General features: G+C 70.8%; 24 protein-coding genes. 6 read left to right on the top strand and 18 right to left on the bottom strand.

Going from position 1 to position 25,258, the window contains the following annotated elements; all coding sequences use genetic code 11:
* Nucleotide 1 precedes the first annotated feature (1 nt).
* From ACLQ21_RS12845 to ACLQ21_RS12805, 9 genes are all read right to left on the bottom strand, one after another.
* Nucleotides 2-1,012, bottom strand: a complete 1,011-nt coding sequence (locus ACLQ21_RS12845) for a 4-hydroxythreonine-4-phosphate dehydrogenase PdxA (RefSeq protein ID WP_425664248.1) — start codon at nucleotides 1,010-1,012, stop codon at nucleotides 2-4.
* 160 nt (nucleotides 1,013-1,172) lie between these two features.
* Nucleotides 1,173-2,558, bottom strand: a complete 1,386-nt coding sequence (locus tag ACLQ21_RS12840) for an MFS transporter (RefSeq protein ID WP_425664246.1) — start codon at nucleotides 2,556-2,558, stop codon at nucleotides 1,173-1,175.
* Between the two features lie 131 nt (nucleotides 2,559-2,689).
* Complete coding sequence (locus ACLQ21_RS12835; RefSeq protein ID WP_425664244.1) at nucleotides 2,690-3,460, bottom strand: SDR family NAD(P)-dependent oxidoreductase; 771 nt, start codon at nucleotides 3,458-3,460, stop codon at nucleotides 2,690-2,692.
* A 22-nt stretch (nucleotides 3,461-3,482) separates the two neighbouring features.
* Complete coding sequence (locus ACLQ21_RS12830; RefSeq protein WP_425664243.1) at nucleotides 3,483-4,451, bottom strand: 3-hydroxyacyl-CoA dehydrogenase family protein; 969 nt, start codon at nucleotides 4,449-4,451, stop codon at nucleotides 3,483-3,485.
* A gap of 2 nt (nucleotides 4,452-4,453) precedes the next feature.
* Nucleotides 4,454-5,392, bottom strand: coding sequence for a sugar phosphate isomerase/epimerase family protein (locus ACLQ21_RS12825; RefSeq protein WP_425664241.1), 939 nt, complete (start codon nucleotides 5,390-5,392; stop codon nucleotides 4,454-4,456).
* 158 nt (nucleotides 5,393-5,550) lie between these two features.
* Nucleotides 5,551-6,264, bottom strand: coding sequence for a GntR family transcriptional regulator (locus ACLQ21_RS12820; RefSeq protein WP_425664239.1), 714 nt, complete (start codon nucleotides 6,262-6,264; stop codon nucleotides 5,551-5,553).
* Nucleotides 6,261-7,019, bottom strand: coding sequence for a triose-phosphate isomerase family protein (locus tag ACLQ21_RS12815; RefSeq protein WP_425664363.1), 759 nt, complete (start codon nucleotides 7,017-7,019; stop codon nucleotides 6,261-6,263). The genes ACLQ21_RS12820 and ACLQ21_RS12815 overlap by 4 nt, the downstream gene beginning before the upstream one ends.
* A gap of 11 nt (nucleotides 7,020-7,030) precedes the next feature.
* Nucleotides 7,031-7,486: a ribose-5-phosphate isomerase gene (locus tag ACLQ21_RS12810; protein ID WP_425664238.1), complete on the bottom strand. Its 456-nt coding sequence runs from the start codon at nucleotides 7,484-7,486 to the stop codon at nucleotides 7,031-7,033.
* Between the two features lie 2 nt (nucleotides 7,487-7,488).
* Complete coding sequence (locus ACLQ21_RS12805) at nucleotides 7,489-9,216, bottom strand: dihydroxyacetone kinase family protein (RefSeq protein WP_425664236.1); 1,728 nt, start codon at nucleotides 9,214-9,216, stop codon at nucleotides 7,489-7,491.
* Between the two features lie 208 nt (nucleotides 9,217-9,424).
* Here ACLQ21_RS12805 and fbaA point away from each other — a divergent pair, with 208 nt between their 5' ends.
* A complete protein-coding gene (fbaA, locus tag ACLQ21_RS12800) occupies nucleotides 9,425-10,450 on the top strand; it encodes a class II fructose-bisphosphate aldolase (protein WP_425664234.1) in 1,026 nt (341 codons plus the stop codon).
* 131 nt (nucleotides 10,451-10,581) lie between these two features.
* Here the strand turns inward: fbaA and ACLQ21_RS12795 are convergent, their stop codons facing one another.
* Genes ACLQ21_RS12795 through ACLQ21_RS12785 form a run of 3 tightly spaced genes read right to left on the bottom strand, consistent with a single transcriptional unit; the run spans nucleotide 10,582 to nucleotide 13,624 of the window.
* Nucleotides 10,582-11,808 (bottom strand): amidohydrolase family protein, encoded by a 1,227-nt coding sequence (locus tag ACLQ21_RS12795; protein ID WP_425664232.1) that lies wholly within the window; start codon nucleotides 11,806-11,808, stop codon nucleotides 10,582-10,584.
* Complete coding sequence (locus ACLQ21_RS12790) at nucleotides 11,805-12,272, bottom strand: GAF domain-containing protein (RefSeq protein ID WP_425664230.1); 468 nt, start codon at nucleotides 12,270-12,272, stop codon at nucleotides 11,805-11,807. Before ACLQ21_RS12790 ends, ACLQ21_RS12795 begins: the two co-directional genes overlap by 4 nt.
* The gene (locus ACLQ21_RS12785; RefSeq protein WP_425664229.1) at nucleotides 12,269-13,624 is read right to left on the bottom strand and encodes an MFS transporter; all 1,356 of its coding nucleotides are present in this window, start codon (nucleotides 13,622-13,624) and stop codon (nucleotides 12,269-12,271) included. The genes ACLQ21_RS12790 and ACLQ21_RS12785 overlap by 4 nt, the downstream gene beginning before the upstream one ends.
* 154 nt (nucleotides 13,625-13,778) lie before the next feature.
* On the opposite strand from ACLQ21_RS12785, the gene ACLQ21_RS12780 reads away from it, so the two are divergent.
* Complete coding sequence (locus ACLQ21_RS12780) at nucleotides 13,779-14,690, top strand: MurR/RpiR family transcriptional regulator (protein WP_425664227.1); 912 nt, start codon at nucleotides 13,779-13,781, stop codon at nucleotides 14,688-14,690.
* Nucleotides 14,691-14,804: 114 nt separating this feature from the next.
* On the opposite strand, the gene ACLQ21_RS12775 is transcribed toward ACLQ21_RS12780, so the two are convergent.
* The 3 genes from ACLQ21_RS12775 to ACLQ21_RS12765 form a co-directional block, all read right to left on the bottom strand.
* Nucleotides 14,805-15,767 (bottom strand): IS481 family transposase, encoded by a 963-nt coding sequence (locus tag ACLQ21_RS12775; RefSeq protein WP_425664361.1) that lies wholly within the window; start codon nucleotides 15,765-15,767, stop codon nucleotides 14,805-14,807.
* A gap of 117 nt (nucleotides 15,768-15,884) precedes the next feature.
* Nucleotides 15,885-16,385 carry a hypothetical protein gene (locus ACLQ21_RS12770; RefSeq protein ID WP_425664226.1) on the bottom strand — a complete coding sequence of 167 codons (501 nt, stop codon included), beginning with the start codon at nucleotides 16,383-16,385 and terminating at the stop codon, nucleotides 15,885-15,887.
* A gap of 62 nt (nucleotides 16,386-16,447) precedes the next feature.
* Nucleotides 16,448-17,470 (bottom strand): 4-hydroxy-3-methylbut-2-enyl diphosphate reductase, encoded by a 1,023-nt coding sequence (locus ACLQ21_RS12765; RefSeq protein WP_425664359.1) that lies wholly within the window; start codon nucleotides 17,468-17,470, stop codon nucleotides 16,448-16,450.
* 72 nt (nucleotides 17,471-17,542) lie between these two features.
* Here ACLQ21_RS12765 and xseA point away from each other — a divergent pair, with 72 nt between their 5' ends.
* Nucleotides 17,543-18,766, top strand: a complete 1,224-nt coding sequence (xseA, locus tag ACLQ21_RS12760; RefSeq protein WP_425664224.1) for an exodeoxyribonuclease VII large subunit — start codon at nucleotides 17,543-17,545, stop codon at nucleotides 18,764-18,766.
* A gap of 26 nt (nucleotides 18,767-18,792) precedes the next feature.
* On the opposite strand, the gene ACLQ21_RS12755 is transcribed toward xseA, so the two are convergent.
* Both ACLQ21_RS12755 and argE read right to left on the bottom strand, forming a co-directional pair.
* On the bottom strand, nucleotides 18,793-20,073 hold the full coding sequence (locus ACLQ21_RS12755; protein ID WP_425664222.1) for an MFS transporter: 1,281 nt from the start codon (nucleotides 20,071-20,073) through the stop codon (nucleotides 18,793-18,795).
* Between the two features lie 60 nt (nucleotides 20,074-20,133).
* Nucleotides 20,134-21,312 (bottom strand): acetylornithine deacetylase, encoded by a 1,179-nt coding sequence (argE, locus tag ACLQ21_RS12750; protein ID WP_425664220.1) that lies wholly within the window; start codon nucleotides 21,310-21,312, stop codon nucleotides 20,134-20,136.
* Between the two features lie 96 nt (nucleotides 21,313-21,408).
* Here argE and ACLQ21_RS12745 point away from each other — a divergent pair, with 96 nt between their 5' ends.
* Genes ACLQ21_RS12745 through ACLQ21_RS12735 form a run of 3 tightly spaced genes read left to right on the top strand, consistent with a single transcriptional unit; the run spans nucleotide 21,409 to nucleotide 23,764 of the window.
* Nucleotides 21,409-21,687, top strand: coding sequence for an exodeoxyribonuclease VII small subunit (locus ACLQ21_RS12745; protein WP_425664218.1), 279 nt, complete (start codon nucleotides 21,409-21,411; stop codon nucleotides 21,685-21,687).
* Nucleotides 21,684-22,316, top strand: a complete 633-nt coding sequence (locus ACLQ21_RS12740) for a DUF4245 domain-containing protein (protein ID WP_425664216.1) — start codon at nucleotides 21,684-21,686, stop codon at nucleotides 22,314-22,316. Before ACLQ21_RS12745 ends, ACLQ21_RS12740 begins: the two co-directional genes overlap by 4 nt.
* Nucleotides 22,317-22,357: 41 nt before the next feature.
* Nucleotides 22,358-23,764, top strand: a complete 1,407-nt coding sequence (locus ACLQ21_RS12735; RefSeq protein WP_425664214.1) for a class II fumarate hydratase — start codon at nucleotides 22,358-22,360, stop codon at nucleotides 23,762-23,764.
* A 78-nt stretch (nucleotides 23,765-23,842) separates the two neighbouring features.
* Here the strand turns inward: ACLQ21_RS12735 and ACLQ21_RS12730 are convergent, their stop codons facing one another.
* A complete protein-coding gene (locus ACLQ21_RS12730) occupies nucleotides 23,843-25,192 on the bottom strand; it encodes an MFS transporter (protein ID WP_425664212.1) in 1,350 nt (449 codons plus the stop codon).
* Between the last annotated feature and the right edge of the window lie 66 nt (nucleotides 25,193-25,258).

Genomic DNA, 25,258 nt, shown 5'->3' with positions numbered 1-25,258 from the left:
GTCAGGAGAGCTCTCGGGCGGCCCGGCGCTGCGCGCCGACGCCGACCGCGGTGGAGAATGCGTGCTCGTAGGCGCCGGTCGAGGCGACGCGCTGGCCGACGACGTCGAACGCGGTGCCGTGCGCCGGGGTGCAGACGGCGACGCTCAGGCCGCCGGCCATCGTGACCCCGCGGTCGAAGCCGAGCAGCTTCACGGCGATCTGGCCCTGGTCGTGGTACATCGTGAGCACGCCGTCGAACGCGCCGTCGCGAGCCTTGAGGAAGATGGTGTCGCTCGGGAAGGGGCCGGTCGCGTCGACGCCGCGGGCGCGGAGCTCCTCGATCGCAGGCGCGATGATGTCGATCTCCTCGCGGCCGAACTTGCCGGACTCCCCCGCGTGCGGGTTGAGGGCGCAGACGCCGATGCGGGGCGCCTCGATGCCGCGGGCTCGCAGGACGCGATCGAGCAGCTCGCCGCGCTCGACCACGAGGTCGTGGTCGATCAATGCCGCGACCTCGGCGATCGAGCAGTGGCTCGTGACGCGTGCCGTGACGAGCTCGGGCAGGAGATTGAGCTCGGTCGCGGTCGTGCCGTCGTCGAGCACCGTCTCGAACCACGACATCTCGTCGTTCTCCTGCATGCCTGCCAGGTGCAGCGACGACTTGTTGAGCGGCGCGAACACGATCGCGTCGACCTCGTCGGCCTTCGAGAGCTCGAGCGCGCGGCGCAGGCTCGCCATCGCCCACAGCCCGCCCTCGCGGGTCGCCTGCTTGCGGACGAAGCCGCCCACGGGCCGCTCGCCGTCGTTGTCGATCAGCTGGGGCACCCCGGTGCCGGCCTCGCGCGTCCACGCGAACTCGACGCCCGCATCCGCCATCGCGTCGCGCAGCTCCTGCTCGTCGCCGATCAGCAGGATCTCGGCCGCCTCGGAGGTTGCGGGATCGGCGAGCTGGCGGGCGACGAGCTCAGGCCCGATGCCGGCGGGGTCGCCGAGGGTGAGGGCGATACGGGGTCGCGAGGTCTGCTGCGTCATGTCACTCCGTCGTGTCCAGGGCGCCGATCGTTGGCGTTCTGTGAATCCTATAGGAAATAGCAGCGAGGATCCACACCACGCCGAAACGCCCCGAGACGACGGACGGGGCCGGGAGCAGCTGCTCCCGACCCCGTCCCGAGCCGTGCTCGGTCGCTCGACCTCAGAGGCCGGGCGCCTCGCTCTCGACGTCGACGTTCTGCTCAGCCTCCAGCAGCGCGTCCGCCTTCGCGCTGAAGAACTTGGTGCAGAACAGCATGATCGCCGCGAGGAACGCGAACACGCCGAGCGAGACGATGCCCCAGGTGCCGGACTCCGTCGGGACCGCCTCGTTGATGCCCGTGCGCATGAGCGGCGCGACGAAGCCGCCGAGGTTGCCGAGCGAGTTGATCAGGCCGATGCCCGCAGCCGCCGCCGTGCCCGTGAGGAACGCCGTCGGGTACGACCACGTGATCGGACCCACCGAGAGGAAGCTCGCCACCGCGATGGTGATGAACAGGATGCCGAGGATCGGCTGCCCCGCGGAGCCCGCCCACGCCGAGGCGAGGATCGCGAGGCCCGTGATGATGTAGAACGTGGTGCCCCAGCGGCGGCGGCGCAGGATCGTGTTCGCCGCGCGGCCGAAGAAGTAGCACGCGAAGAGGCCGACGAGCCACGGGATGGCGGCGACGAGGCCGACCTGCCAGCCGACGTCCTGGCCGATCAGGTTCGACACCTGCTGCGGCAGGTAGAACGTCGTGCCGTAGACCGCGATCTGCAGGCAGAAGTAGATGATGGTGAAGTACCACACCTTCCAGTTGCCCATCGCGCGCCAGATGCCCGTCGGGCCGTCGGACTCGCGGACCGTGTCCTCCTTGGCCATCACATCGATGAGGGCGTCCTTCTCGGCCTGGTTCAGCCACTTCGCGTCCTGCGGACCGTTGATCAGCAGGAAGATGGCCGCGATGCCGGCGACGACGGCCATCATGCCCTCGACGAAGAACATCACCTGCCAGCCCGCCCACGGCGTGAGCGTCTCGCCGAAGCTGATGAGGCCGCCCGAGAGCGGGGCGCCGAGCATCTGCGAGAACGGCTGCGCGAGGTAGAAGATCGCGAACATCTGCACGCGGTGCTTGTTCGGGAACCACTCGGAGAGGAAGAGGATGACGCCCGGGAAGAGGCCGGCCTCCGTGACGCCCAGCAGGAAGCGCAGGACGATGAACGACGTGTCGTCCGTGACGAACGCGAACGCGGCCGCCACGATGCCCCACGTGATCGCGATGCGGGCGAGCCAGAAGCGCGCACCGAACTTCTTCAGCAGCAGGTTCGACGGGATCTCGAAGATCGCGTAGCCGATGAAGAAGATGCCGGCGCCGAGCGCGAACGCGCCCGCCGAGATGCCGCGGTCCATCTGCAGGGCATCCTCGGCGAAGCCGACGTTCGTGCGGTCGAGGAATGCGACGAAGTAGAGGATCACCAGCATCGGCATCAGATGCTTGGCGGCCTTCTTGATGGCGGAGTCGAGGGCGGGGTTCGCCTGCGACGTGCCGTTCAGAGCCGTGTCGGACACAGAACTCTCCTTTGAGTGCGGTTGGGGTTCAGAGGAAGGACGGGAGGAGCAGCCAGAGCCCGACGCCGACGAGGATGATGCCGACGGCCAGGAAGAGGATGCGGGACTTCGACCATTGCTGCATGGTGGCGTCAGTGCATGTAGAGGCCGCCGTCGACGTTCAGGGTCTGGCCCGTCACGAATCCGGCGTCCTCGGAGATCAGGTAGGCGATGGCCGCGGCGATGTCGCGGGGCGTGCCGATGCGCGGGAGCACGCCGTCGGCCGCCATGGCCGTCTTGCGCTCCTCGGTGAGCGTGCCGCCCATGATGTCGGTGTCGATCGGGCCGGGCGAGATGGCGTTGACCGTCACGCCCTGCGGGCCGAGCTCGCGCGCGACGGAGCGGGTGAAGCCGATGACGCCTGCCTTGGCGGCCGAGTAGACCGTCTTCGAGAACGTGCCGCCACCGCGCTGCGCCGAGACCGACGAGAGGTTGACGACGCGGCCGACGCCGTGCTGCACCATCGACTCGACGGCGCGACGGGTCGCGTAGTGCACGCCGTTCATGTTGATGCCCATGACGCGGTTCCACTCCTCGGCCGTGACCTCGAGGTACGGCACGGGGCTCGAGACGCCGGCGAGGTTGACGAGCGCGACGATCTGCGGCAGCGCCGCCTCGAGCTCGTCGTACGCGGCGCGGACCTGGGCCTCGTCGGCGACGTTGGCCCCGGCACCCGCGGCCTGCACACCGTGCTGCTCGGCGATCTCAGCGGCGACGGCCTTCGCCGCATCCGCGTCGAGGTCGATGATGCCCACATTCCAGCCGTGCTCGGCGAGGTAGTGCGCGGATGCGCGGCCGATGCCGCGCGGGGATGCCGCGCCGGTCAGGACGACGGTCTTGGACTCGGGGAATGCGGTTGCCATGGTGCCGGTGCCTCTCGTGCGATCAGTGGATGGGGGCCGGGCCGAGCTCGTCCATGAGCTTCTTGATGGCCACGTACGCCTTGTTGCGGTAGGCGATGAGCTCCGCCGTGCGCTCGGCCGGCACATCGAGGTAGCCGGCTCCCGACTTGGTGCCGAACTTGCCGGCGTCGACGAGCTCCTTGAGGGAGTCCGGCGTCGCGAAGCGCTCCGGCCAGCGCGTCTGCAGCGACGCGTAGCAGAACGCGTAGACGTCGAGGCCCGCCATGTCGGCGATCGCGAACGGTCCGAAGACCGGCAGGCGGAAGCCGAAGGTCGTGCGCACGATCGTGTCGATGTCATCGGGCGTCGCGACGCCCTCCTCCACGAGCTGGGTGGCCTCGTGGAAGAGGGCGTACTGCAGCCGGTTGAGCACGAAGCCCGTCGCGTCGCCGACGCGCGCGGTCTCCTTGCCGGTCGCCGCGACGATCTCCTCGACGACGGGGAGGACGGCAGGATCGGTGCCCTCGTGCGCGATGAGCTCGACGCCCGGGATGAACGGGGCCGGGTTCGAGAAGTGCACGCCGAGGAAGCGCTCGGGGCGCTCGACGGCCTCTGCCAGCTTGCCGATCAGGATCGTCGACGTGTTCGAGCCGATGATCGCGTCCGGGCGGGCCGCCGCCGAGATGCGCGCGAGCGTCGCGTGCTTGATCTCGATCTTCTCGGGCACGGCCTCCTCGATGAAGTCGGCGTCGGCGACGGCGGACTCGATCGACTCGGCGGCCGTGATGCGCGCCTCGATGCGCTCGACGGCGTCCTCCGGGAAGAGGCCGTCGGCGACGAAGGTCGCCGCCTCGTCGATGAGGCGCTGGCGGTTCGACTGCGCGATCTCCGCGCTGATGTCGGCGATCTGCACGTCGTAGCCGGCGAGCGCGAGCACCTGTGCGATGCCGCCGCCCATGTAGCCGGATCCGACGACCGCGATGGTCTTCGTGCTGGTGGAAGGAGTGGTCATGGTCAACCCTTCGGGAGGAGCGAGCGCAGGTAGCGCTCATTGGTGGAGCAGTTGCCGAGGCTGTCGCCGCCGTAGTGCTCCATGAGGAAGATGCCGTCGAAGCCGAGCTCGAGCGCGTCGCGCACGACCTGGCGGTAGTTGATGAGGCCGCCCTCCATCGTGGAGGGGACGCTCGTGGCCCACGAGCCGTCGGCCGACTCGTCGCGGGTGTAGTTCTTGACGTGCCAGTAGTTCGCGTACGGCAGCGTCTTCGCGTGCATCTCGCGCCAGTCCTCGATGGGACGGTGGAGACGGATGAGGTTGGCGATGTCGGGGTTCAGGCCGACGTTGTCGAGGCCGATCTCCTCGACGAGGCGGACGGCCGAGTCCGCCGTGCCGAGGAAGGTGTCCTCGTACATCTCGAGCGACATCTTGAGACCGACATCCGCCGCGTGCTTGCCGAGCTCGCGCAGGCGCGAGACCGCCGCGGCCCACAGCTCGGGGTCGTCCGGGTCGTTGACCGGGCCCTGCGCGGTCCAGAACCACAGCGCCTTGCGCTGCGCGTCGCTGAACGGCTCGTGCAGGCCGGTCGAGAAGACCTCCATGCCCCACTCCGCTGCCGCGTCGATCGTGCGGTGGGCGTAGGCGAGGTTGCGCTCCTCGTGGCCGGGCATGATCACGCTCTGGCGCTGCAGGTGCACCGACGGGATGCGGATGCCGTGCGAGTCGAGGATCGAGAACAGCTCGTCCTTGCGGCTCGCCTCGAGGTCGGCGGGTCGGATGTGGCTGTCGGCCAGCTCTGCGAGCGAGAAGCCGACGTCGGCGACCTGCGCGAATGCAGCGTCCCAGACCTCCGGGGTCGCGTCGTGCAGGGCCACGCCGTCGCGCGAGACCGGGGGGATGCCGTGCAGGCACGTGGCGATCGGCCAGGTGTCTGCGGTGAATGCGGGCTGCTCTGCCATGTCGTCTGCTCCGTTGCAATCGCGGGGCGCGCTATCGCCCTCGAAAAAAGATCCTATAGGAAGGTAGTCTGATAACGCCAGTCCGTGCAAGGGCCAATGCCGTCGGGCGGGTCGCGCTCGAGGACGTGCACGCGACCACCCATGGCTGCACGGCCTCGCTACACGACCGCGTCGCGGACGGATCGGGTGCGCACGCCCTCGATGTGCGCGCGCATCGCGGCCGTCGCCGCTGCAGGGTCGCCCATCTCGAGCGCATCGAGCACGCGCGCATGCTCGAGGTGCGCCTCGCGCACGTCGCTCGTGCCCCGGAGCACCGCCTGGCGCAACCTGTGCGTCATCGCCCCCAGGTCCTCCTGCATCGCGATGAGGTAGCGGTTGCCGGCGGCGGCGAAGATCGTCCGGTGGAAGGCGCTGTCGGCGTCGAAGTAGTCCTGCGTGATCCGCACCGGCACCTCGCCGCCGCGCTCCATCGCCTCGACCACGCGGTCGGCGCACTCCTGGTGCAGCCGGTGCGCCCGCCGCAGCTCGGCGAGCACCTCCCCCGCCCGCGGAGCGGCGAGCCGGGTCGCCTCGACCTCGAGCATGAGCCGGGCATCGAACAGCTCGGTGAGCTGCGCCGGCCCCAGCGGCGGCGCGACGCGGTAGCCCTTGAGCGCCTCGCGGGTCACGAGGCCGGTGCGCTCGAGCTGCACCATCGCCTCGCGCACCGGCGTGGGCGACACGTCGAGGTGCTTCGCGAGCGTGTCGATCGAGAGCCGGGAGCCCGGCTCGACGTCGCCCTCGAGCAGCATCGCGAGGATCAGGTCGTAGACGCGGTCTCGCAGGCCCCGGCGCTCGAGCTCGCCGAGCCGCATCGGCAGCTGCGCGGTCATCGGGTCGCCCCGAGCGCGAGTGCCTCGTCGAGGATGGTGCCGAACGCCGCCGGGTCGTGCGCGAAGCGGCCGAGGAACATCCCGTCGACGCTGTCGGCGATGCGCGGCAGCAGGCCGGGGCCGGCGCTGCCGCCGTAGATCACCTGCGCGTCGAGCTGGTCACCGGCGAGGTGGTCGCGCAGCGCGCCCGCGACGGCTCGGATGTGATCGTCGCCAGCGGGCCGCGGCGCACCGATCGCCCACACGGGCTCGTACGCGACCACGAGCCTGCCGACCGCATCCGCCTCACGAGCGAGCGCGAGGGATGCCTCGAGCTGGCGGATGCACGCGGCGGCGGCCGCCGCCGGTGCGCCCTCGTCGGTCTCGCCGATGCACAGCACCGGGGCGATGCCGTGCCGGAGCGCGGCGGCGACCTTGAGCGCGACGGTCGCGTCGCTCTCCCCGAACATCGCGCGCCGCTCGGCGTGGCCGATCTCGGCGAGCGCGACGCCGTGCTCAGCGAGCTCGAGCGCCGAGACCTCGCCGGTGAAGGCGCCGGCGTCCTCCCAGTGCAGGTCCTGGGCGCCGACGAGCATCCGCGCATCCGTCGCGATGGGCACGACCTCGGGGATCGACGGGAAGGTGGGGATGACGAACGGCTCGACGAGGCCGTCGCGCACTGCGGGGTGCTCCGCGCAGATCGCCGCGACCGCCCGGGTCCACTCGAGCGTGCGGGCGCGCCCGAAGTACATCTTCAGGCTCGAGCCGATCAGCATCCTCGGCAACGTCAGCCCTCGTACGCGCAGATGTCGTCGACGTTCGCCTGCGAGTGGCTCGACGGGTCGAAGGTGTAGGTGAGCCACTCCTTGGCGAGGCGGCGGGCGAGCTCGACGCCCACGACGCGCTGGCCCATGCACAGCACCTGCGCATCGTTCGACAGCACCGAGCGCTCGACCGAGAACGAGTCGTGCGCGGTCACGGCGCGGATGCCCGACACCTTGTTCGCCGCGATCGCGACGCCGAGGCCCGTGCCGCAGACCAGCAGGGCGCGGTCGGCCTCGCCGCGCGCGATGCGCTCGGCTGCCTCGATCGCGACCTTCGGGTAGGAGGTGGCGCCCTCCGCGTCGTCGACACCCACGTCGACGACGGACGCGACGAGGTCGTGCGCCTCCATGTCGCGCTTGAGGATCTCCTTGTAGTCGAAGCCGGCCTTGTCGCTGCCGACGATGAGGCGAATCGCCATGGTCACTGCTCCCTGTCTGTGGTGAGGACGTCGTAGATGGTGCTGCAGATGAGGGCGAACGAGACGGCGCCCGGGTCGGGCGTGCCGATCGACTTGTCGCCGTGCGACTTCGCGCGACCCAGGGTCGCGGCGAGCGCGGCGGTCTCCTGCGCGGCCTCGTCGGCGACGCCGGCGGAGTGGCCCCACGCGTCGCGCAGTCGCTGGCCGTCGGCGATGCGGCGCGCGAGGTCGTCGGCGAACGGCACGATGGCGTCGACCATCGTCTTGTCGCCCACCTTCGCCTTGCCGAACGCCATCACGGCGTCCTTCGCGGCGACGATGCCGTCGGCGATCGTCTGCGCCGTGACGTGGCGGTCGTCGCCCACGTGCTCGCCCAGCGTGCGCAGCATCTCGCCCCAGATGGCGCCGGAGGTACCGCCGGCGCGGTCGCTCCAGGCGTCGGCCGCCCACGTGAGGGTCGTCTTCGCCCCGGCGCCGGCGTGGAAGGCCGCGGCCGCCGCGTCGGCGCCCGCTCGCGAGCCGCGCTGCATGCCGATGCCGTGGTCGCCGTCACCGGCCACCGAGTCCATGTGGCCGAGCTCCTCGGCGGCCTCGTCGATCGCCACCGCGACCGCGGCGAGCGACGCCGAGATCAGGTGCGCGGCGTCACGGGACTCGGCGGTCGACTCGGGCACGTCGTGGACGTCGGCGACCATCGAGACGGCGTCGGCCTGCTGCTGGGGCGCGATCGAGCCCTTGCGGAAGCCGGCGCTGTCGGCGGGAGCGGTCCAGAGGCGCTCGAGCTCCTCGTCGAGCCACAGCAGGGTCAGCGAGACGCCCGCCATGTCGAAGCTCGTGCAGAGCTCGCCGACCTCTGGCTCGACGACCGTGATGCCGTGCTCCTCGAGCAGGGCGTGCACGCGGCGGTAGACGACGAACATCTCCTCGTACTTGACGCTGCCCAGGCCGTTGAGCAGCGGCACGACGCGCGCGCCGTCGACGTCGACGCCGTCCGGCACCTCGTCGAGCAGCTTCTCGACGAACATCGTCGCGAGCTCGTCGGCGGTGGGCACGTCGACCTCGTCGATGCCGGGCTCGCCGTGGATGCCCAGGCCGACGGCCATCTTGCCCTCGGGCACGGTGAAGAGCGGCTCGGAGGCACCGGGCAGCGTGCAGCCCGAGAAGGCGACGCCGAACGATCGCGTGCGCGCGTTCGCGAGCTGCGCGACCCGCTCGACGCCGTCGATGTCGTAGCCGGCCTGTGCGGCGGCCCCAGCCGTCTTGAAGACCGCGAGGTCGCCGGCGATGCCGCGGCGCTCGTCGAGCCGGTCCTTCGGCGCGCTCCAGATGTCGTCGGTGACCGTGACGGTGCGCACATCGATGCCCTCGGCCCGCAGGCGCTCCTGTGCCTGGTCGAAGTGCAGCACGTCGCCCGCGTACTTGCCGTAGCTCAGCAGCACGCCGAGCCCCTGGTCGGCCTGCTTCGCGATCGAGTAGACCTGCTGGGCCGAGGGCGAGGCGAAGAGGTTGCCCATCGCGGCGCCGTGCGCGAGCCCGGGGCCGACGAGCCCGCCGAACGCCGGGTAGTGGCCGCTGCCGCCGCCGATGACGAGCGCGACGGTCGGCTCCTCGGCCCTGGTCGAGCGGACGACGCCACCGGGGGCCGCCTGCACCCAGCGCGATGCCGCTGCGGCGAAGCCCTCGATCATCTCGTCGGCGAACTGGGACGGATCGTTGAACAGCCGCGTCATTGCGCTCTCCTCGTGTAGGAACCCCAAGCGGGGCGGGCACTGCCGAAATCCTATAGGAAGTTGGGTTGCCTGTCACGCCCCCACCGACCCTCCCGCTGGTCTCCCGCATCCGACATCGGCCCGCTGACGCGCCCGCGACCTAGACTGAGGCCGATCCCGCGCGGCCGACGCCACGAGGCCCGCGACCAGACGAGTCAGGAGCCACAGCATGCCCGTCGCAACCCCAGAGCAGTACGCAGCGATGCTCGACAAGGCGAAGCAGAACGCCTTCGCCTACCCCGCCATCAACGTGTCGTCATCGTCGACGATCAACGCCGTGCTGCAGGGCCTCGCAGACGCCGGCTCGGACGGCATCATCCAGGTCACCACCGGCGGCGCCGACTTCTTCGCCGGCCAGAGCGTCAAGAACCGCGCCGGCGGCGCGATCGCGTTCGCCCGCTTCGTCACCGAGGTCGCAAAGGCCTACCCGATCACGGTCGCGCTGCACACGGACCACTGCCCGAAGGACGCGCTCGACGGCTTCGTCTTCCCGCTGCTCGAGGCGAGCGAGGAGGAGGTGCGCGCGGGTCGCGCACCGCTGTTCCAGTCGCACATGTGGGACGGCTCGGCCGTGCCGCTCGAGGAGAACCTCGAGATCGCGAAGCAGATCCTCCCCCGCACCCACGCCCTCGGGCAGGTGCTCGAGGTCGAGATCGGCGTCGTCGGCGGCGAGGAGGACGGCGTCAGCCACGAGATCAACGACCAGCTCTACACGACGCTCGACGACGCCGTCGCGACCGTCGAGGCGCTCGGGCTCGGCGAGCACGGCCGCTACATGGCGGCGCTCACCTTCGGCAACGTGCACGGCGTCTACAAGCCGGGCAACGTGCGGCTGCGCCCCGAGCTGCTCGGCGAGATCCAGCGAGGCATCGCGGAGAAGTACGGAACGGGCGAGAAGCCGCTCGACCTCGTCTTCCACGGCGGCTCCGGCTCGAGCGACGAGGAGATCGCAGAGGCGGTGCGCAACGGCGTCATCAAGATGAACATCGACACCGATACGCAGTACGCGTACACGCGGTCCGTCGCCGGCAGCATGTTCGCCAACTACGACGGCGTGCTGAAGGTCGACGGCGAGGTCGGCAACAAGAAGGTCTACGACCCCCGCTCGTGGGGCAAGGCCGCCGAGACGGCGATGGCCGCGCGCGTCGTCGCCGCGACGCAGCAGCTGGGCTCGGCCGGCTGGTCCAGCAAGTAGCAGCACCGACGAAGCGCCCCTCCACGGAGGGGCGCTTCGTGCTTCCTCACCGTCGCCGGTGGTCGGACGACGCGCATATCGCGACGAGCGACCACCGGCGACGTTGAGAAGTCCTGGCCGGTTGGCGCGTTCTACCGCGTGCGGTCGACGACGACGGCGCCGCCCTGCACGACGACGTCGGGCCGGCCGTCCGCGAGCGCCGAGACGTGCTCGAGCGGATCCCGGTCGAGGATGACCAGGTCGCCGTGGGCGCCAGGCGCGATGACGCCCAGCTCCCCCTCGCGCTGCAGCAGCCGCGCGGCCGTCGTCGTCGCGCTGCGGATGGTGTCGAGCGTCGGCACGACGTCGGCGCGCACCGCGAACTCCTGCGCCTGGTGCTCCTGCATCCCGCCGAGCAGATCGCTGCCGTAGCAGAGGTTCACGCCGCCGCGGTGCGCCTTCTCGAGCGCCTCCATGCCGCCGGTGAGCACGGCGTCGACCTTCTCCCAGTTCTCCTGCGAAAGCCCGAAGTCGCGTCCCTCCTGCTGCAGGTAGTGGTAGGTGACGAGGTTCATCGTGAGGAAGGCGTCGTGCTCGAGCAGCAGCTCGATCGACTCGTCGTCGAGCAGGTTGCCGTGCTCGATGCCGCGGACGCCCGCGCGCAGCGCCCGGTTGATCGAGCGCCCGGTGTAGGCGTGCGCCGTCACATAGCGGTTCGCCGCCTCGGCCTCCTCGACGACCGCGGCGATCTCCTCGAGCGAGTACTGCGTCGAGTCGACGCGGTCGGTGGGCGATGCGACGCCGCCGCCCGCCATGATCTTGACGTGATGGGCGCCCTTGCGCAGCTCATCCCGCGCGGCGTGCCGCACCGCATCCACCCCGTCGGCGATGCGACCGATGTGCGAGCAGGTGTACTCCCCCTGCACCTGCGACTCGCCGCGCTCGCGCGGGTCGGCGTGCCCACCGGTCTGCGACAGCGCCTTGCCGCCGAAGAACAGCCGCGGGCCCCGGAGCAGCCCCTCGCGCTGCGCGTCGTGCAGCCCGAAGTCGGCTCCGGCGACGTCGCGGACCGTCGTGAATCCGCGGTCGAGCATGTCGCCCATGAGCCTGGACGCCTGCATCGCGACGTAGTTCGGTGATTCGGAGCCGAGGCTGCCGAGGTCCGCAGTGTGCGCCGTCACGTGCACGTGGCAGTCGATGAGACCCGGGAGCACGAAGCGGCCCGCCGCATCCAGCTGCGCGATGTCTCCCGCGCCGCTGCCCGAGCGCTCGTCGACCTCGACGAAGCGGCCGTCGCGGATGAGGAGGTCGCTCTCGCGGTACGTGCCCGTGTCGGCGTCGAGCCAGGTGGCATTGCGGACGATGAGATCGGCGGTCATGAGGATGCTCCTTCGCTGTCGGTGGTGCTGGGTGCAGGCGGGGCCAGCTCGTCGATGAGCCGCTCCGCGAGCGCGACGCGCTCCGGCGTGTAGGTGCCCTCCGCCCCGCACATGTTGACGGTCCCCCAGTTCGTGCCGTCGGCCCGCTGCAGCGGCACGTTGAGGATCGACCCGACGCCGAGCGACTCGATGAGCGCCGAGTCGGCGAAGATCGACCGGAGGTCCGCCGGTGTCGCGGCCAGGAACGTCGAGGCGGAGTCGCGCGAGATGGCGATCCACTCCGGGCTCACCTCGGTCGCGACGTCCTTCCATCCTCCGACGGGATACTCCACCGGGTGCGAGGAGTAGATGCGCTCCATGCGGCTGCCGCCGCGCGTGAAGGCGAGCACCGTGAAGAGGATGACGCCCACCTCCCGCTCGATGCGGTCGTGCAGCTCCGCCCATGCGACCGACTGCTCGGTCACGAGTGCACCTCCTTGGCTGCCTGGCGCTTCGCGACGCTGCCCGTGATGTCCTCGAGCGAGCGGCCGGCCGTGCGCTCGGCGAACAGCAGGGTGCAGACGACGCCGACGGCGAGTACGGCGGTCGTGAGCCCGAAGACCCCGATGAACCCCCACTGCGCGGCGAACGTGCCGATGATGAGCGGCGCCGTGATCGAGCCGATGCGGCCGAACGACGAGCTCATGCCCACGCCCGTGGCGCGCAGCCAGGTCGGGAACACCTCCGGCGTGTAGGCGTAGACGCCCGCGTAGGTGCCGTTGAGGAAGAACGAGAGCATGATGCCCGCCACCGTCACGAGCACCGGATCCTCCGCCTGGCTCATGAAAAATGCGGAGCCGGCCGAGCCGACGAGGTAGAGGGCGATCGTGAACTTGCGGTCGAGCTTCTCGTTGAGCCACGCGGCGCTGAAGTAGCCCGGGATCTGCGCGAGGTAGATGTAGAGCGAGTAGGTGAAGCTCGTCGTGACGTCGATGCCCTTGTCGACCAGCAGCGTCGGGATCCAGGTGAAGAAGCCGTAGTACGAGAAGGTGATGACGAACCAGATGGTCCAGGTGGTGGCCGTGACGCGCCACATGGCCCTGCTCCAGAGGTAGCGGACAGCCTTGCCGAAGGCGAACTTCGTCGGCGTCTCCTCCTCGGCGGCGTTCGGGTCGACGGGCGGGACCTCCGCGCCCGTCGCACGGCGGACCCGGTCCTCGAAGGCCGCGACGACCTGTTCCGCGGCCTCGTGCTTGCCCTCGCTGATGAGGAAGCGCGGCGACTCCGGCAGGGCGCGCCGCCACCACAGCAGCATGACGATCGGGATGAACGTGATGACCTGCGCCCATCGCCAGCCCTCGTCGATCTCGGGGACGACGAAGCGGCCGATGAGCGCGGCGCCCACGAAGCCGAACGAGAAGAAGCCGGCGAGCGCGCCGATGAACCAGCCGCGCCGATGCTTGGGCACGAACTCGGCGAGGAACGGGGCGATGATCGCGCTCTCCGCGCCAGCTCCAGCACCCGCGATGATGCGGAACGTCAGGAAGCTCTCGAAGTTCCACGACACCGCGGCGGCGAGCGAGGCGATCGCATAGAGCGCGAGCGCCCACATCATCACCTTCTTGCGACCGATCTTGTCGCCGAGGTAGCCGGCCAGCAGCGCGCCGAACAGGAAGCCGAACGGCGAGGCGGAGCCGACCATGCCGAGCTGCGTCGCCTCGAGGGCGAACACCTCACGGACGCTCGGCATGAGGAAGGCGACGATCGCGCTGTCCATGCCGTCGAAGGTGTAGCCGAGGCCACCGATGAGCAGGAGGGCGAAGTGCGGACGGCTCATCGGCAATCGATCGAGCCTGGCGCTCAGGGACACGGGGACTCCTTCGTCTGTGTGTGGTGCTGGTGTCGACGTTTGCAACAGACGTTGCGTCGATGACGAACATGCAAGCACACTTGCAGTACGACCGCTAGACCACTCCGACAGAATCGGTCCCATGGACACCCTGCCGACACCGGCCGCCCCTCGCGCTGACCTCGAGGACGAGGGACCCCTCACGCCCGATGCCTGGCTGCGCTCGCGCATCCCGGAAGCGGGCCTCGGCGCATCGGCCCGCCGGCTCGTCAACTACCTGCTCACCAATGTCGGAGAGGCCGGGTTCGCGAAGGCCGCGGATGTGGCGGAGGCGGTGGGGGTGAGCATCTCGAGCGTCACGCGCCTGGCACAGCAGCTGGGCTTCGAGGGGTGGCCGCACCTGCAGCGCGACCTGCGCGCCCGGTATCTCGCGCAGCTGACCATGGTCGACGTCGCCGACATCCACAGCGTGACGGATCCGCCGTTCCAGAGCTCGCTCCGCCGCGACGCCGTCTCGCTGCGCGAGACGATCGACTCCCTCGACGACCGCATCATCGGGCGCGTGGCTGAGCTCCTGCACGGCGCCACGCGCATCCACGTCACGGCCATGGGCAGCTTCGCAGCGGTCGGCCTGGCGCTCAGCCACAACCTGCTGATCGCGGGCTACCCGACCCAGGCGCTCCTCGACCGCGATGCGCTCCTGACCAACACGGTCGCGACGCTCGGCGAGGGGGACGTGCTGGTCGTCTGCAGCTACTGGCGCCACTACCGGACCGTGGTCGGCGCGGCCGTCGCGGCGCATGCGCGCGGCGCGCGCATCGTGGCGATCGCCGACTACCTGCCGGCGCAGCTCGCCGAGGTCGTCGACGAGGCTGTGCTCATCCCGGCAGAGGGCACGTCGTTCTTCGCGTCGCTCACGGTCCCGATGGCGGTGCAGCAGGGCATCATGGCGACGCTCGCGCGGCTCGACCCGGAGCGCACCCGCCAGCAGATGCGCGAGACGGAGCGCTTGTGGACCGAGATCGGGCTGCTCGTCGACCCGCGCTCCGCGTAGCACCACGACCACGACGAAGCGCCCCTCCGCGGAGGGGCGCTTCGAGCTTCCTCAACCGGCTGGTTGGCACCGCGAGGGGATAGCGCCCTCGCGTGACCAGCTAGCTGTACCGGGTCAGCAGGTTGGTTGCAGTCGGCTGACCGGTGGGGCTCCGATGGCTGAGTGGGTGCGTTCAGTGTTGTAGCGGTGGAGCCATGGGGCAAGGGCGGCCGCCCGGTCGTCGTTCGAGGTGAAGACCTGCCGGTAGGCCCATTCGGTCTGCAGGGTGCGGTTGAAGCGTTCGACCTTGCCGTTCTGCCAGGGGCAGTGGGGGCGGATGAACACCTGCTTCGTGTCCAGCTGCTCGCAGGTCGCACGGAGCGAGAAGCGGTAGGCCCAGGCGTTGTCGGTCATCAGCCGTTCGATGTGGGCGATGCCGTGGCGCGCGAAGTAGGCGGCGGCTCGGCGCAGGAAGCCGGCGCAGGTGGGGCCCTTCTCGTCCGTCAGGATCTCCGAGTAGGCGAGCCGGGAGTGGTCGTCGACGAGCGAGTGGATGAAGTCGTAGCCGATCTTCGCGTCGCGGTCGTAGTTGTCGATCTGCCCGCGTCCGTGCGCGCGCCAGCCGCCGCCGTCCGGGATGCGGCCGAGCTTCTTCACGTCCATGTGGACCAGCTCGCCCGGCCGATCCCGCTCGTAGCGGACGGCCGTCTGCTTGGAGGAGCGGATCAAGACGCCGGTCATCGGATCCAGCAGCCGCAGCGGCGGCGCCCCGCGGCGGGCGAGGATGCGGGAGACGGTCCGGGCCGCGACCGGCACCAGCTCCGCGATCCGATCGCGGCCCAGCCGCTCCCGGGTGCGCAGCGACAGCACCTGCTCCTCGATCTGGGCCGAGGTGCGCGAAGGTGATGTGTGTGGTCGCGAGGACCGGTCGACCAGGCCGGCGTCCCCCTCGAGCAGCCAGCGGTCGATCCAACGGCCGACGCACTGCCTTGAGCAGCCCATCGCCGCAGCGATATGCGCCTGCTTCCAGCCGGCCAGATGCCGGTCGATGATCAGCCGCCTCCCGCGCGGCGTGAGGCGAGCGTTAGCGTGGGACACGAGGACCTCCGTTGGTCGGTGAAGCGTCAACAACTCCACTCAACCCGCGGGGGTCCTCCTCACGCCAGCCTCGATGCCACCAACGTCCTGACCGGGTACAGCTAGCCGGTTGAGGATTCACTCCCAGTCGTCGTTGTCGTCGACGATGCGGTCGGTGCCCTCGGGCAGGGTCGTGTCGTCGACGCCGTTGTCGTCGGTGTCGATGCCGGCCTGCGTGCCGCCGTGCTCGTCGGGGATGTCGGCGGGGTCGTCGCCCTCGAACTCCTCGTCGCGCGCCTCGGCACCCTCGGGCGCGTCGTCGTCGTCGATCTCGTCGAGCTCGTCGGTCGCGAGCACGCGGTCGTCGTCGGCGGGCTCCCCCATCGACTCGTCGAAGTCCTCGCCGTCGGCCATCTGCTCGGCCCACCGGTCGGGGTCGGCCACCTCGCCGCCGTCGTCGACGGGGGTCGTGGACACGGCGCCGAGCGCACCGTCGACGTCGTCGACCTGGTCGGTGTCGATCGCGCTCGCCTGGCGGACCGCGTCGATCCCCTCGGGCGCGATCCCTCCGGCGCCCGGTCCCGCAGCGCCCGCGGCGGTCGTCTGGACGCTGTCCTCATCTCGAAGCTGATCAGTCATGCCGCGAGCGTATCGACGGGCGCTGGGAGCACGCCAGGAACCGCGTGAGCGGTCGCGACGCGTCAGCGGTTGCGGCTGGGCCGCAGCTCCTTGGGCAGCGAGAAGATGAGGTCCTCCTCGGCGGTGCGCACCTCGTGGACGTCGCGGTAGCCCGCATCGTCGAGCTCCGCGAGCACCTCGCGCACGAGCCCCTCGGGCACGCTCGCGCCGCTCGAGACGCCGATCGACCGCACGCCCTCGAGCCACTCCTGCTGGATCTCGGTCGAGTAGTCGACGCGGTAGGCGGCCTTCGCGCCGTACTCGAGCGCGACCTCGACGAGCCGCACCGAGTTCGACGAGTTCGCGCTGCCGACGATGATGACGAGGTCGGCCTCGGGCGCGACCTTCTTGATCGCGACCTGCCGGTTCTGCGTGGCGTAGCAGATGTCGTCGCTCGGCGGGTCCTGCAGGTTCGGGAAGCGGGCGCGCAGGCGTCGCACCGTCTCCATCGTCTCGTCGACCGAGAGCGTCGTCTGGCTGAGCCACACGAGCCGGTCGGCGTCCTGCACCTGCACGGTGTCGGCCTCGTCGGGGCTGTTGACGATCGTCACGCGATCCGGCGCGTGACCGGCCGTGCCCTCGACCTCCTCGTGGCCCTCGTGGCCGATGAGCAGGATCTCGAAGTCGTCGCGCGCGAACCGCACGGCCTCCTTGTGCACCTTCGTCACGAGCGGGCACGTCGCGTCGATCGCATCGAGGCCGCGGTCGGCGGCCGCCTGGACGACGGCCGGGCTCACCCCGTGCGCGCTGAAGATGACGCGCGCGCCCTCGGGCACCGCATCCACCTCGTCGACGAAGATCGCGCCCTCGGCCTCGAGCGTCGAGACCACGTGCTTGTTGTGCACGATCTCCTTGCGCACATAGATGGGGCCCTCGTACTGCTCCAGCGCCTTCTCGACCGCGAGCACCGCGCGGTCGACACCGGCGCAGTAGCCGCGCGGCGTGGCGAGCAGGATGCGCTTGCCCCCGTCGACGGGGAGGTCCTGCAGCCGACCCCGGCGGAGTGCTGGACGCGGGGCGTCGAGCGGGACTCGTCCGTTCGTGATCGTCACCCGTCCAGTCTACGTTGGATGCGGCGGGCCGCCCCCAGCGGCCACCACGGCGACGACGGGAGCGGCATGGCGGAGCGCATCACGGGCACCCCGGACGACCCGTGGAGCGTCGAGCGGCTCGGCAACGAGCTGAAGGCCTACATCGGCAGGCTCGGGCACCTGTGGGTCGAGGGCGAGATCACGCAGTGGTCGGCCTCGCGCGGCAACGTCTTCGGCAAGCTCAAGGACGTCTCGACCGACACCACCGTCGCGTTCAACGTCTGGAGCTCGACGCTCGCCCGCATCGAGGGCGAGTTCAAGCAGGGCGACCGCGCCGTGCTGCTCGTGAAGCCCGACTACTGGCCCCGCGGCGGCACGCTCTCGATGGTGACGGCGCAGATCCGCCACGTGGGCTTCGGCGACCTGCTCGCCCGGCTCGAGCAGCTGCGCCGCACGCTCGCCGCCGAGGGCCTGTTCGACGCCGCGCGCAAGCGGCCCCTCCCCTTCCTGCCCGGCACGGTCGGCCTCATCACCGGGCGCGACTCCGACGCCGAGAAGGATGTGCTCCGCAACGCGCAGCTGCGCTGGCCCGGCGTGCGGTTCCGGGTCGTGCACGCCGCGGTGCAGGGCGACCAGACCGTGCCGTCCGTGCTCGCCGCGCTCGCGCAGCTCGAGGCCGACCCCGAGGTCGAGGTGATCGTCATCGCGCGCGGCGGCGGCGACTTCCAGAACCTGCTGGGCTTCAGCGACGAGCGCATCGTGCGCGCCGTTGCGGCCGCGACCACGCCGATCGTCTCGGCGATCGGCCACGAGGCCGACCGCCCGCTGCTCGACGACGTCGCCGACCTGCGCGCATCCACGCCGACGGATGCCGCGAAGCGCGTCGTGCCGGACGTCGCGGAGGAGCTCTCGCGCATCGCCCAGGCGCGAGCGCAGCTGCGCGCCCGCGTGACGCAGCACGTCTCCCGCGAGGCCGACCGGCTCGAGGCGTTCCGCTCGCGGCCCGCGCTCGCCCGCCCCGAGTCGATGATCGAGTCGCGCGCCGAGGATCTCGCCCGGCTCACGGCCCGCGCCGACGAGCTCGCCGGCCGGGTCGTCGAGCTCGGCGGCCAGCGACTCGGCCACCTGCGGCAGACGCTGCGCGCCCTCAGCCCGCAGTCGACGCTCGATCGCGGCTACGCCGTCGTGCAGACCGCATCCGGCTCGGTGGCGCGCGATGCCGGCGCGCTCGCCGCCGGCGACGCCCTGCTCGTCACGCTCGCGAGCGGCACGCTCGACGCCGAGGTGCGAGCGGCGCACCCCGAGGAGTGATCGCCTCGCACTGAGACGACGCCGGCTCAGCGCTGCCCGTAGCGCTTCCGCACGAAGTAGAGCCCGACGAGCGAGAGCGCGGCGATCGCCATGTAGTAGAGGCTCGGCGTCGTGAGCACACCGGTCGTCTCGAGCAGCCAGGTGAGCACGAGCGGCGCGATGCCGCCGAGCAGCGTCACGCCGACGTTGTACGTGACCGAGAGCCCGGAGCCGCGGATCTCGGCGGGGAACATCGACGACAGCAGGCCGGGCAGCGGCGCGAAGTAGAACACCATGATGAGCCCGAGCAGGCTGATCGCGATGATGAGCGACGGGACGCTCCGGAGCGTCGTGATGAGCTGGAAGATCGGCCACGCGAGCACGAGCGCGGCCACCGCCGCGACCGTCATGATGCGCGCCGGCCCGACCCGGTCGGCGAGGCGCCCGACGAGGGGCGATCCGAAGATCGTGATCGTGCCTGCCACGACGCCGCCGAGGTAGGCCGCGGCCGGCGGGATGTCGAGGTTCGTGACCGCGAACGTCGGCATGTACAGGATCATGTAGACCGAGATCGTCGCGACGCCGATCACGGCGGAGCCGGCCAGCAGTCGGCCGTAGTGCTCGCGGAAGAGGGTGCCGAGCGGCGACTTCCGGCGCTGGGCGGTGCCGAGCTCGTCGGGCTCCGCGAGGCGAGCGCGGATGTACAGGCCGACCGGGCCGATGAGCAGGCCGACGAAGAACGGCACGCGCCAGCCCCACGCGTACAGGTCCTCCTCCGACAGCCACGTGTTGAGCGCGAAGCCGAACGCCGACGCGAGCAGCATCGAGGCGCCCTGCGCCGCGATCTGCCACGACGCGTAGAACATCTTCCGGTGCGGCGCCGTCTCGATCAGGAAGGTCGTCGCGGTGCCGAACTCGCCGCCGGCGGAGAACCCCTGGATGAGGCGCGAGAGCAGGATGATCACGCCGCCCCAGACGCCGACCGTCGCGTAGGTCGGCGCGATCGCCATCAGCAGCGTGCCGACCATCATGAGCATGAGCGTGAGCGTCAGGGCGTTCTTCCGGCCCTTCCGGTCTGCCCAGCTGCCGAGGATCATGCCGCCGAGCGGGCGGATGAGGTAGGTGGTCGCGAAGGTCGCGAACGTCAGGATCAACCCGTACGCGCCCGCGTCGGGGAAGAAGTTCGCGGTGATGACCACGGCGAACGACGCGTAGACGATGATGTCGAACCACTCGAGGGCTGCGCCGATCGAGCTCGAGATCACCGCCTTCTTCGCGGCGGCGAGGCGCTCTGGAGTGACGCGGGTCGGGGGTGCTGCGGTGGTCATGCTGTCTCCTCTTGGCTCGTCCGCTGCTTAGATCAGGCTGCGGCGATCAGGCTGCGGCGATCAGGCGGTGGTGCTGAGGTCGGCGATGAGGCGGTCGACGAACGACTCGCATCGCGCGATCTGGTCGAGCTCGATGAACTCGTCGGCGGCGTGGGCCTGGGCGATGTCGCCAGGACCGCACACGACCGTGGGGATACCTGCCTGCGCGAACAGGCCGGCCTCGGTGCCGTACGTCACCTTCGCGTCGCTCGGCTCGGCGCCCCACGACGCCGCCATCGCGACGATCTCGGCGTCGGCGGGCGTGTCGACGCCCGGCGCGGCGGCGGTGGTCGTGAGCTCGACGCTCGCGCCCGGGTGCTGCTCGCGCATGGCCGCCTCGATCCGGCGGCACTCGGCGCGGAAGCGCTGGACGAGCGCCTCGTGGTCGACGGTCGTGAGCGCACGGAACTCGAAGTGCACGGTGCACTCGGCCGGGATGGTGTTGATCGCGATGCCGCCGTCGATGCGGTTCACGCTCACGGTCGTGAAGGGCACGACGTAGGCGTCGTCGAACGGCCCCTCGAGGCGCATCTCGTCGGCGACGCCGTGCACGAAGCGCACCAGCTCCGCGGCGTGGGCGATCGCGTTGACGCCCTGCGGGGTGAGCGAGGAGTGCGCGGCGAGGCCGCGCACGTCGACCCGGAACACGTTCATCGACTTGTGACCGCGCACGATGCGCATGCTCGTCGGCTCGCCGACCACGCAGCCGCGCGGCTCCATGCCGCGCCGCACGATCTCGTCGACGAGGCCGATCGCGCCGACGCAACCGACCTCCTCGTCGTACGAGAAGGCGAGGTGGATGGGCTCGGCCAGGGTCGCCTGCGCGATCTGCGGCAGCTTCGCCACGACCACGCCGAGGAACGACTTCATGTCGGCGCTGCCGCGCGCGTACAGCCGCCCGTCACGGACCTCGGGCGCGAAGGGCTCGCTGCTCCATGCCTGACCGTCGACCGGCACGACGTCGGTGTGCGCCGACAGCACGACCCCGCCGGTGACGGTGCCGTCGGCTGCCGGGAAGGTTGCGAGCAGGTTCGTCTTCGTGCCGTCCGCGTTCGGCACGAGCACGGGCTCCACGCCGACCGCGGCGAGGCGCTCCACGACGTGGTCGATGAGCGGCAGGTTGGACTCGCGGCTCGTGGTGTCGAAGCCGATCAGCGTGGCGATCTCGGCGATGGTGGCGTCGGTGGGCGCATCGGGCACTTGCGGATCCTCACGGTCGACGGATGGCGAGGTGGTCGATTCTCCCACGGCGACCGCGCCAGACCCGGCACGGAAGCACCGCGGTAGACTGGGCTCGTGACCATCCCGGACCCCGCCGCGCCCGCCGCTGACGTCGCGTCCGTCGCCGAGCTCGGCTACGAGGCCGCCCGCGACGAGCTCGTCCGCGTCGTGCACGCGCTCGAGTCCGGCGGCGCGTCGCTGGAGGAGTCGCTCGCGCTCTGGGAGCGCGGCAATGCGCTCGCCGACCGCTGCGAGGAGTGGCTGCAGGGCGCGAAGGCCCGGCTCGACGCCGCCCGGTCGTCGAGCGGCGCCGCGACGGCCGCCACGACGGCCCAGGGGGCCGACGAGGCATGAGCCGCGATCGCCGCATCGTCGCCGAGCTCGGTCGCCCGGAGACGCCGGAGGAGACGGCCGCGCGCAAGGCGGCCGCGTCGAAGCGCCACCGCGACAACCAGACCTTCGGCAACCTCATCGCGGCGCTGGCAGTCTGCCTGGGCCTCGTGCTCGTGATGGTGCTCGTGGTCGTGCGGCCCGGCCCGCCGGAGCGAGAGGCCATCGACGTGCCCGCGGCCGCGGCGGCGGCGCAGCCCACGTTCGACGTGCCGCTCGTCGCACCCGCGCTGCCCGAGGGCTGGGATGCGAACCTCGCCGAGGTGCGCGGCGGCGCCGACGGCGTGACCACCTGGTACGCGGGCTACGTGACCCCCGAGCAGCAGTTCCTCTCGTTCACGCAGGCCGTCGACGCCAACCCGACCTGGCTCGCGACCGCGATCGAGGGCGCCCCGCAGACGGGCGAGCGCGAGATCGCCGGGATCACCTGGACGGAGCACGACCAGCGCGCCGCGGAGGACCCGGGCAACCTGGCATTCGTGCTCACGACCCAGCAGGGCGCATCCACCGTCGTCGTCGCCGGCACCGCGGGCGACGCCGAGCTGCAGACCTTCGCCGAGGCCGTGAGCGCGCAGCTCGCGGCCGGCGAGTGACCGAACCCCCACCCCAGCCACGAACCCGGAGGCACGACGACGTGAACGCGCAGGATCAGTACCGCATCGAGCACGACACGATGGGCGAGGTGCGCGTCCCGAAGGACGCGCTGTACGCCGCGCAGACGCAGCGGGCCGTCGAGAACTTCCCGATCTCGGGCTCCGGTCTCGAGTCCGCGCAGATCGTGGCGCTCGCCCGCATCAAGCGGGCCGCGGCGATCGCGAACCGCGAGCTCGGCATCCTCGAGGCAGACGTCGCCGACGCGATCGTCGCCGCCGCCGACGAGGTCATCGGCGGTGCGCACCACGACCAGTTCCCGGTCGACACCTACCAGACCGGCTCCGGCACCTCGTCGAACATGAACATGAACGAGGTGCTCGCGACGCTCGCGACCCGCCACCGGGGCGAGAGCGTGCACCCCAACGACCACGTCAACGCATCCCAGTCGTCGAACGACGTGTTCCCCACCTCCGTGCACATCGCGGTCACGGGTGCGCTGATCGAGCAGGCGATCCCCGCGCTCGCGCACCTCGCCGAGGCGCTCGAGGAGAAGGCGTCGCTGTGGGCGGATGCGGTGAAGCCCGGCCGCACGCACCTCATGGACGCGACGCCCGTGACCCTCGGCCAGGAGTTCGGCGGCTTCGCCGCGCAGATCCGCTACGGCATCGAGCGCATCGAGGCGGCGCTCCCCCGCGTCGCCGAGGTGCCGCAGGGCGGCACGGCCGTCGGCACGGGCATCAACACGCCGCTCGGGTTCCCCGAGAAGGTCATCGCCGAGATCGCCGCCTCCTCCGGGCTGCCGATCACCGAGGCGCGCAACCACTTCGAGGCGCAGGCCAACCGCGACGGCCTCGTCGAGGCATCCGGCGCGCTCCGCACCATCGCGGTCTCGCTCACGAAGATCAACAACGACCTGCGGTGGATGGGCTCGGGCCCCAACACGGGGCTCGGCGAGCTGCGCATCCCCGACCTGCAGCCGGGGTCGTCGATCATGCCCGGCAAGGTCAACCCGGTCGTGCCGGAGGCCGTGCTGATGGTCTGCGCGCGCATCATCGGCAACGACGCGACCGTCGCGTGGGCGGGCGCCTCGGGCTCGTTCGAGCTCAACGTGCAGATCCCGGTGATGGGCACCGCGCTGCTCGAGTCGATCCGGCTGCTGTCGAACGCCTCGCGCGTGCTCGCCGACAAGACCGTCGCCGGGCTCGAGGCCGACATCGAGCGCGCCGCAGCGCTCGCGGGCATGAGCCCCTCGATCGTGACGCCGCTCAACCGGCTGATCGGCTACGAGGCAGCCGCGAAGATCGCCAAGCACTCGGTCAAGCAGGGCATCACCGTGCGCGAGGCCGTCATCGACCTCGGCTACGTCGAGCGCGGCGAGCTCAGCGAGGCCGACATGGACAAGGCGCTCGATCTGCTGTCGATGACGCACCCGGGCGTCGCGAAGTAGCCGACCGGCACGCAGCAGGGGCATCCGCGGATCGCGGGTGCCCCTGCTGCGTCGTCGAAGGTGCCGAGGCGGCGAGCGTCACCGCTCCTCGGGGCGGCGGATGGCGGTCGTGTCGAGGCGAGGCTCGAGCGACTCGGTGACCGGCGCCTCGTCGGAGTGCTGCGGTGCCAGGTACGTCGAGACCCAGGCGACGAGCCCGAGGAACGCGTACAGGCCGATGACGGTCCAGATGTTGCCGGTCGCAGCGAACAGGCCGGCGGCGACGACGGGCGAGAGGCCGCCCCACACCGCGGCGCCGACGCCGTACGACAGCGACATCGAGGTGTAGCGCGACTGCGGGCGGAACATCTGCGACATGAGCGCCGACAGCGGCGCCCACGTGCCGCTCATGGTGAGGCGGATCGCCGAGACGAGCACGTAGATGAGCGCGACCTCGTGCGCGCCGATCACGAGGATGAGCGGCACGATGAGCAGCACCGAGAGCCCGATGCCGAGGTACATCATGAGCTTGCGCCCCCACTTGTCGCCGAGGTACGCGAGCGGCAGCGTCACGAGCGCCTCGATGAACGACGCGACGGTCATCGCACCGAGGATGATCTCGGCGTCGAGGCCGACCGCGTCGGAGGTCGCGTAGCTCTGCACGTAGGTCGTGGCGAGGTAGTAGCCGCCGGAGGCGATGCCGACCATGCCGAAGCCGAGCAGCATCGGGTACCAGTTGTTCTTGAGGGCGAACACGAGCGGGGTCGACTGCTGGCGTTCCTGCACCTTCGCCTCGAACACCGGCGTCTCCTCGACGCGCCACCGCACCCAGAGGCCGACGGCGATCAGCACGACGCTCGCGAGGAACGGCACGCGCCAGCCCCACGTCATGAGCACGTCGTCGCCCATCGCGGCGAGGATCCAGAACGCGCCGGTCGCGAGCAGCGCGCCCAGCGGGTTGCCGATCTGGGTGAAGCCGCCGTAGAACGTCTTCCACTTCGGCGGGGCGCTCTCGACGGCCATGAGGCTCGCGCCGCCCCACTCCCCGCCGACCGCGAGGCCCTGGCAGATCCGCAGCACGATCAGCAGGATCGGCGCCGTGATGCCGATCGTGTTGTAGTCGGGCACGAGGCCGACGAGCACGGTCGCGACACCCATGAGCATCAGCGTGATCGTGAGGGCCGGCTTGCGGCCGATCCGGTCGCCGACATGGCCGAAGATGATGCCGCCGAGCGGGCGCGCGAAGAACGCGACCGCGTAGGTCGCGAACGACGCGAGCGTGCCGATCGCCGGGTCGACGTCGGGGAAGAAGACGGTGGGGAACACGATCGCGGCGGCGGTCGCGTAGACGTAGAAGTCGTACCACTCGATCGTGGTGCCGACCGCGGCAGCGGTGCCGGCCTTGAGCGCCCGGCCATGGGTGTTCGGTTGCGCGACGGTGGCGGACATTGGGAGCTCCCTCGCTCAGTGGTTGCGCCGAGCACTGCGTGCGTCGATTGACGATAGGCCAGCCCG

This window comes from Agrococcus sp. DT81.2, from assembly GCF_049844935.1.
Lineage (GTDB): Bacteria > Actinomycetota > Actinomycetes > Actinomycetales > Microbacteriaceae > Agrococcus.
Note: the sequence above shows the minus strand (reverse complement) of the source record. Positions and strands in the feature narration are given on the sequence as shown.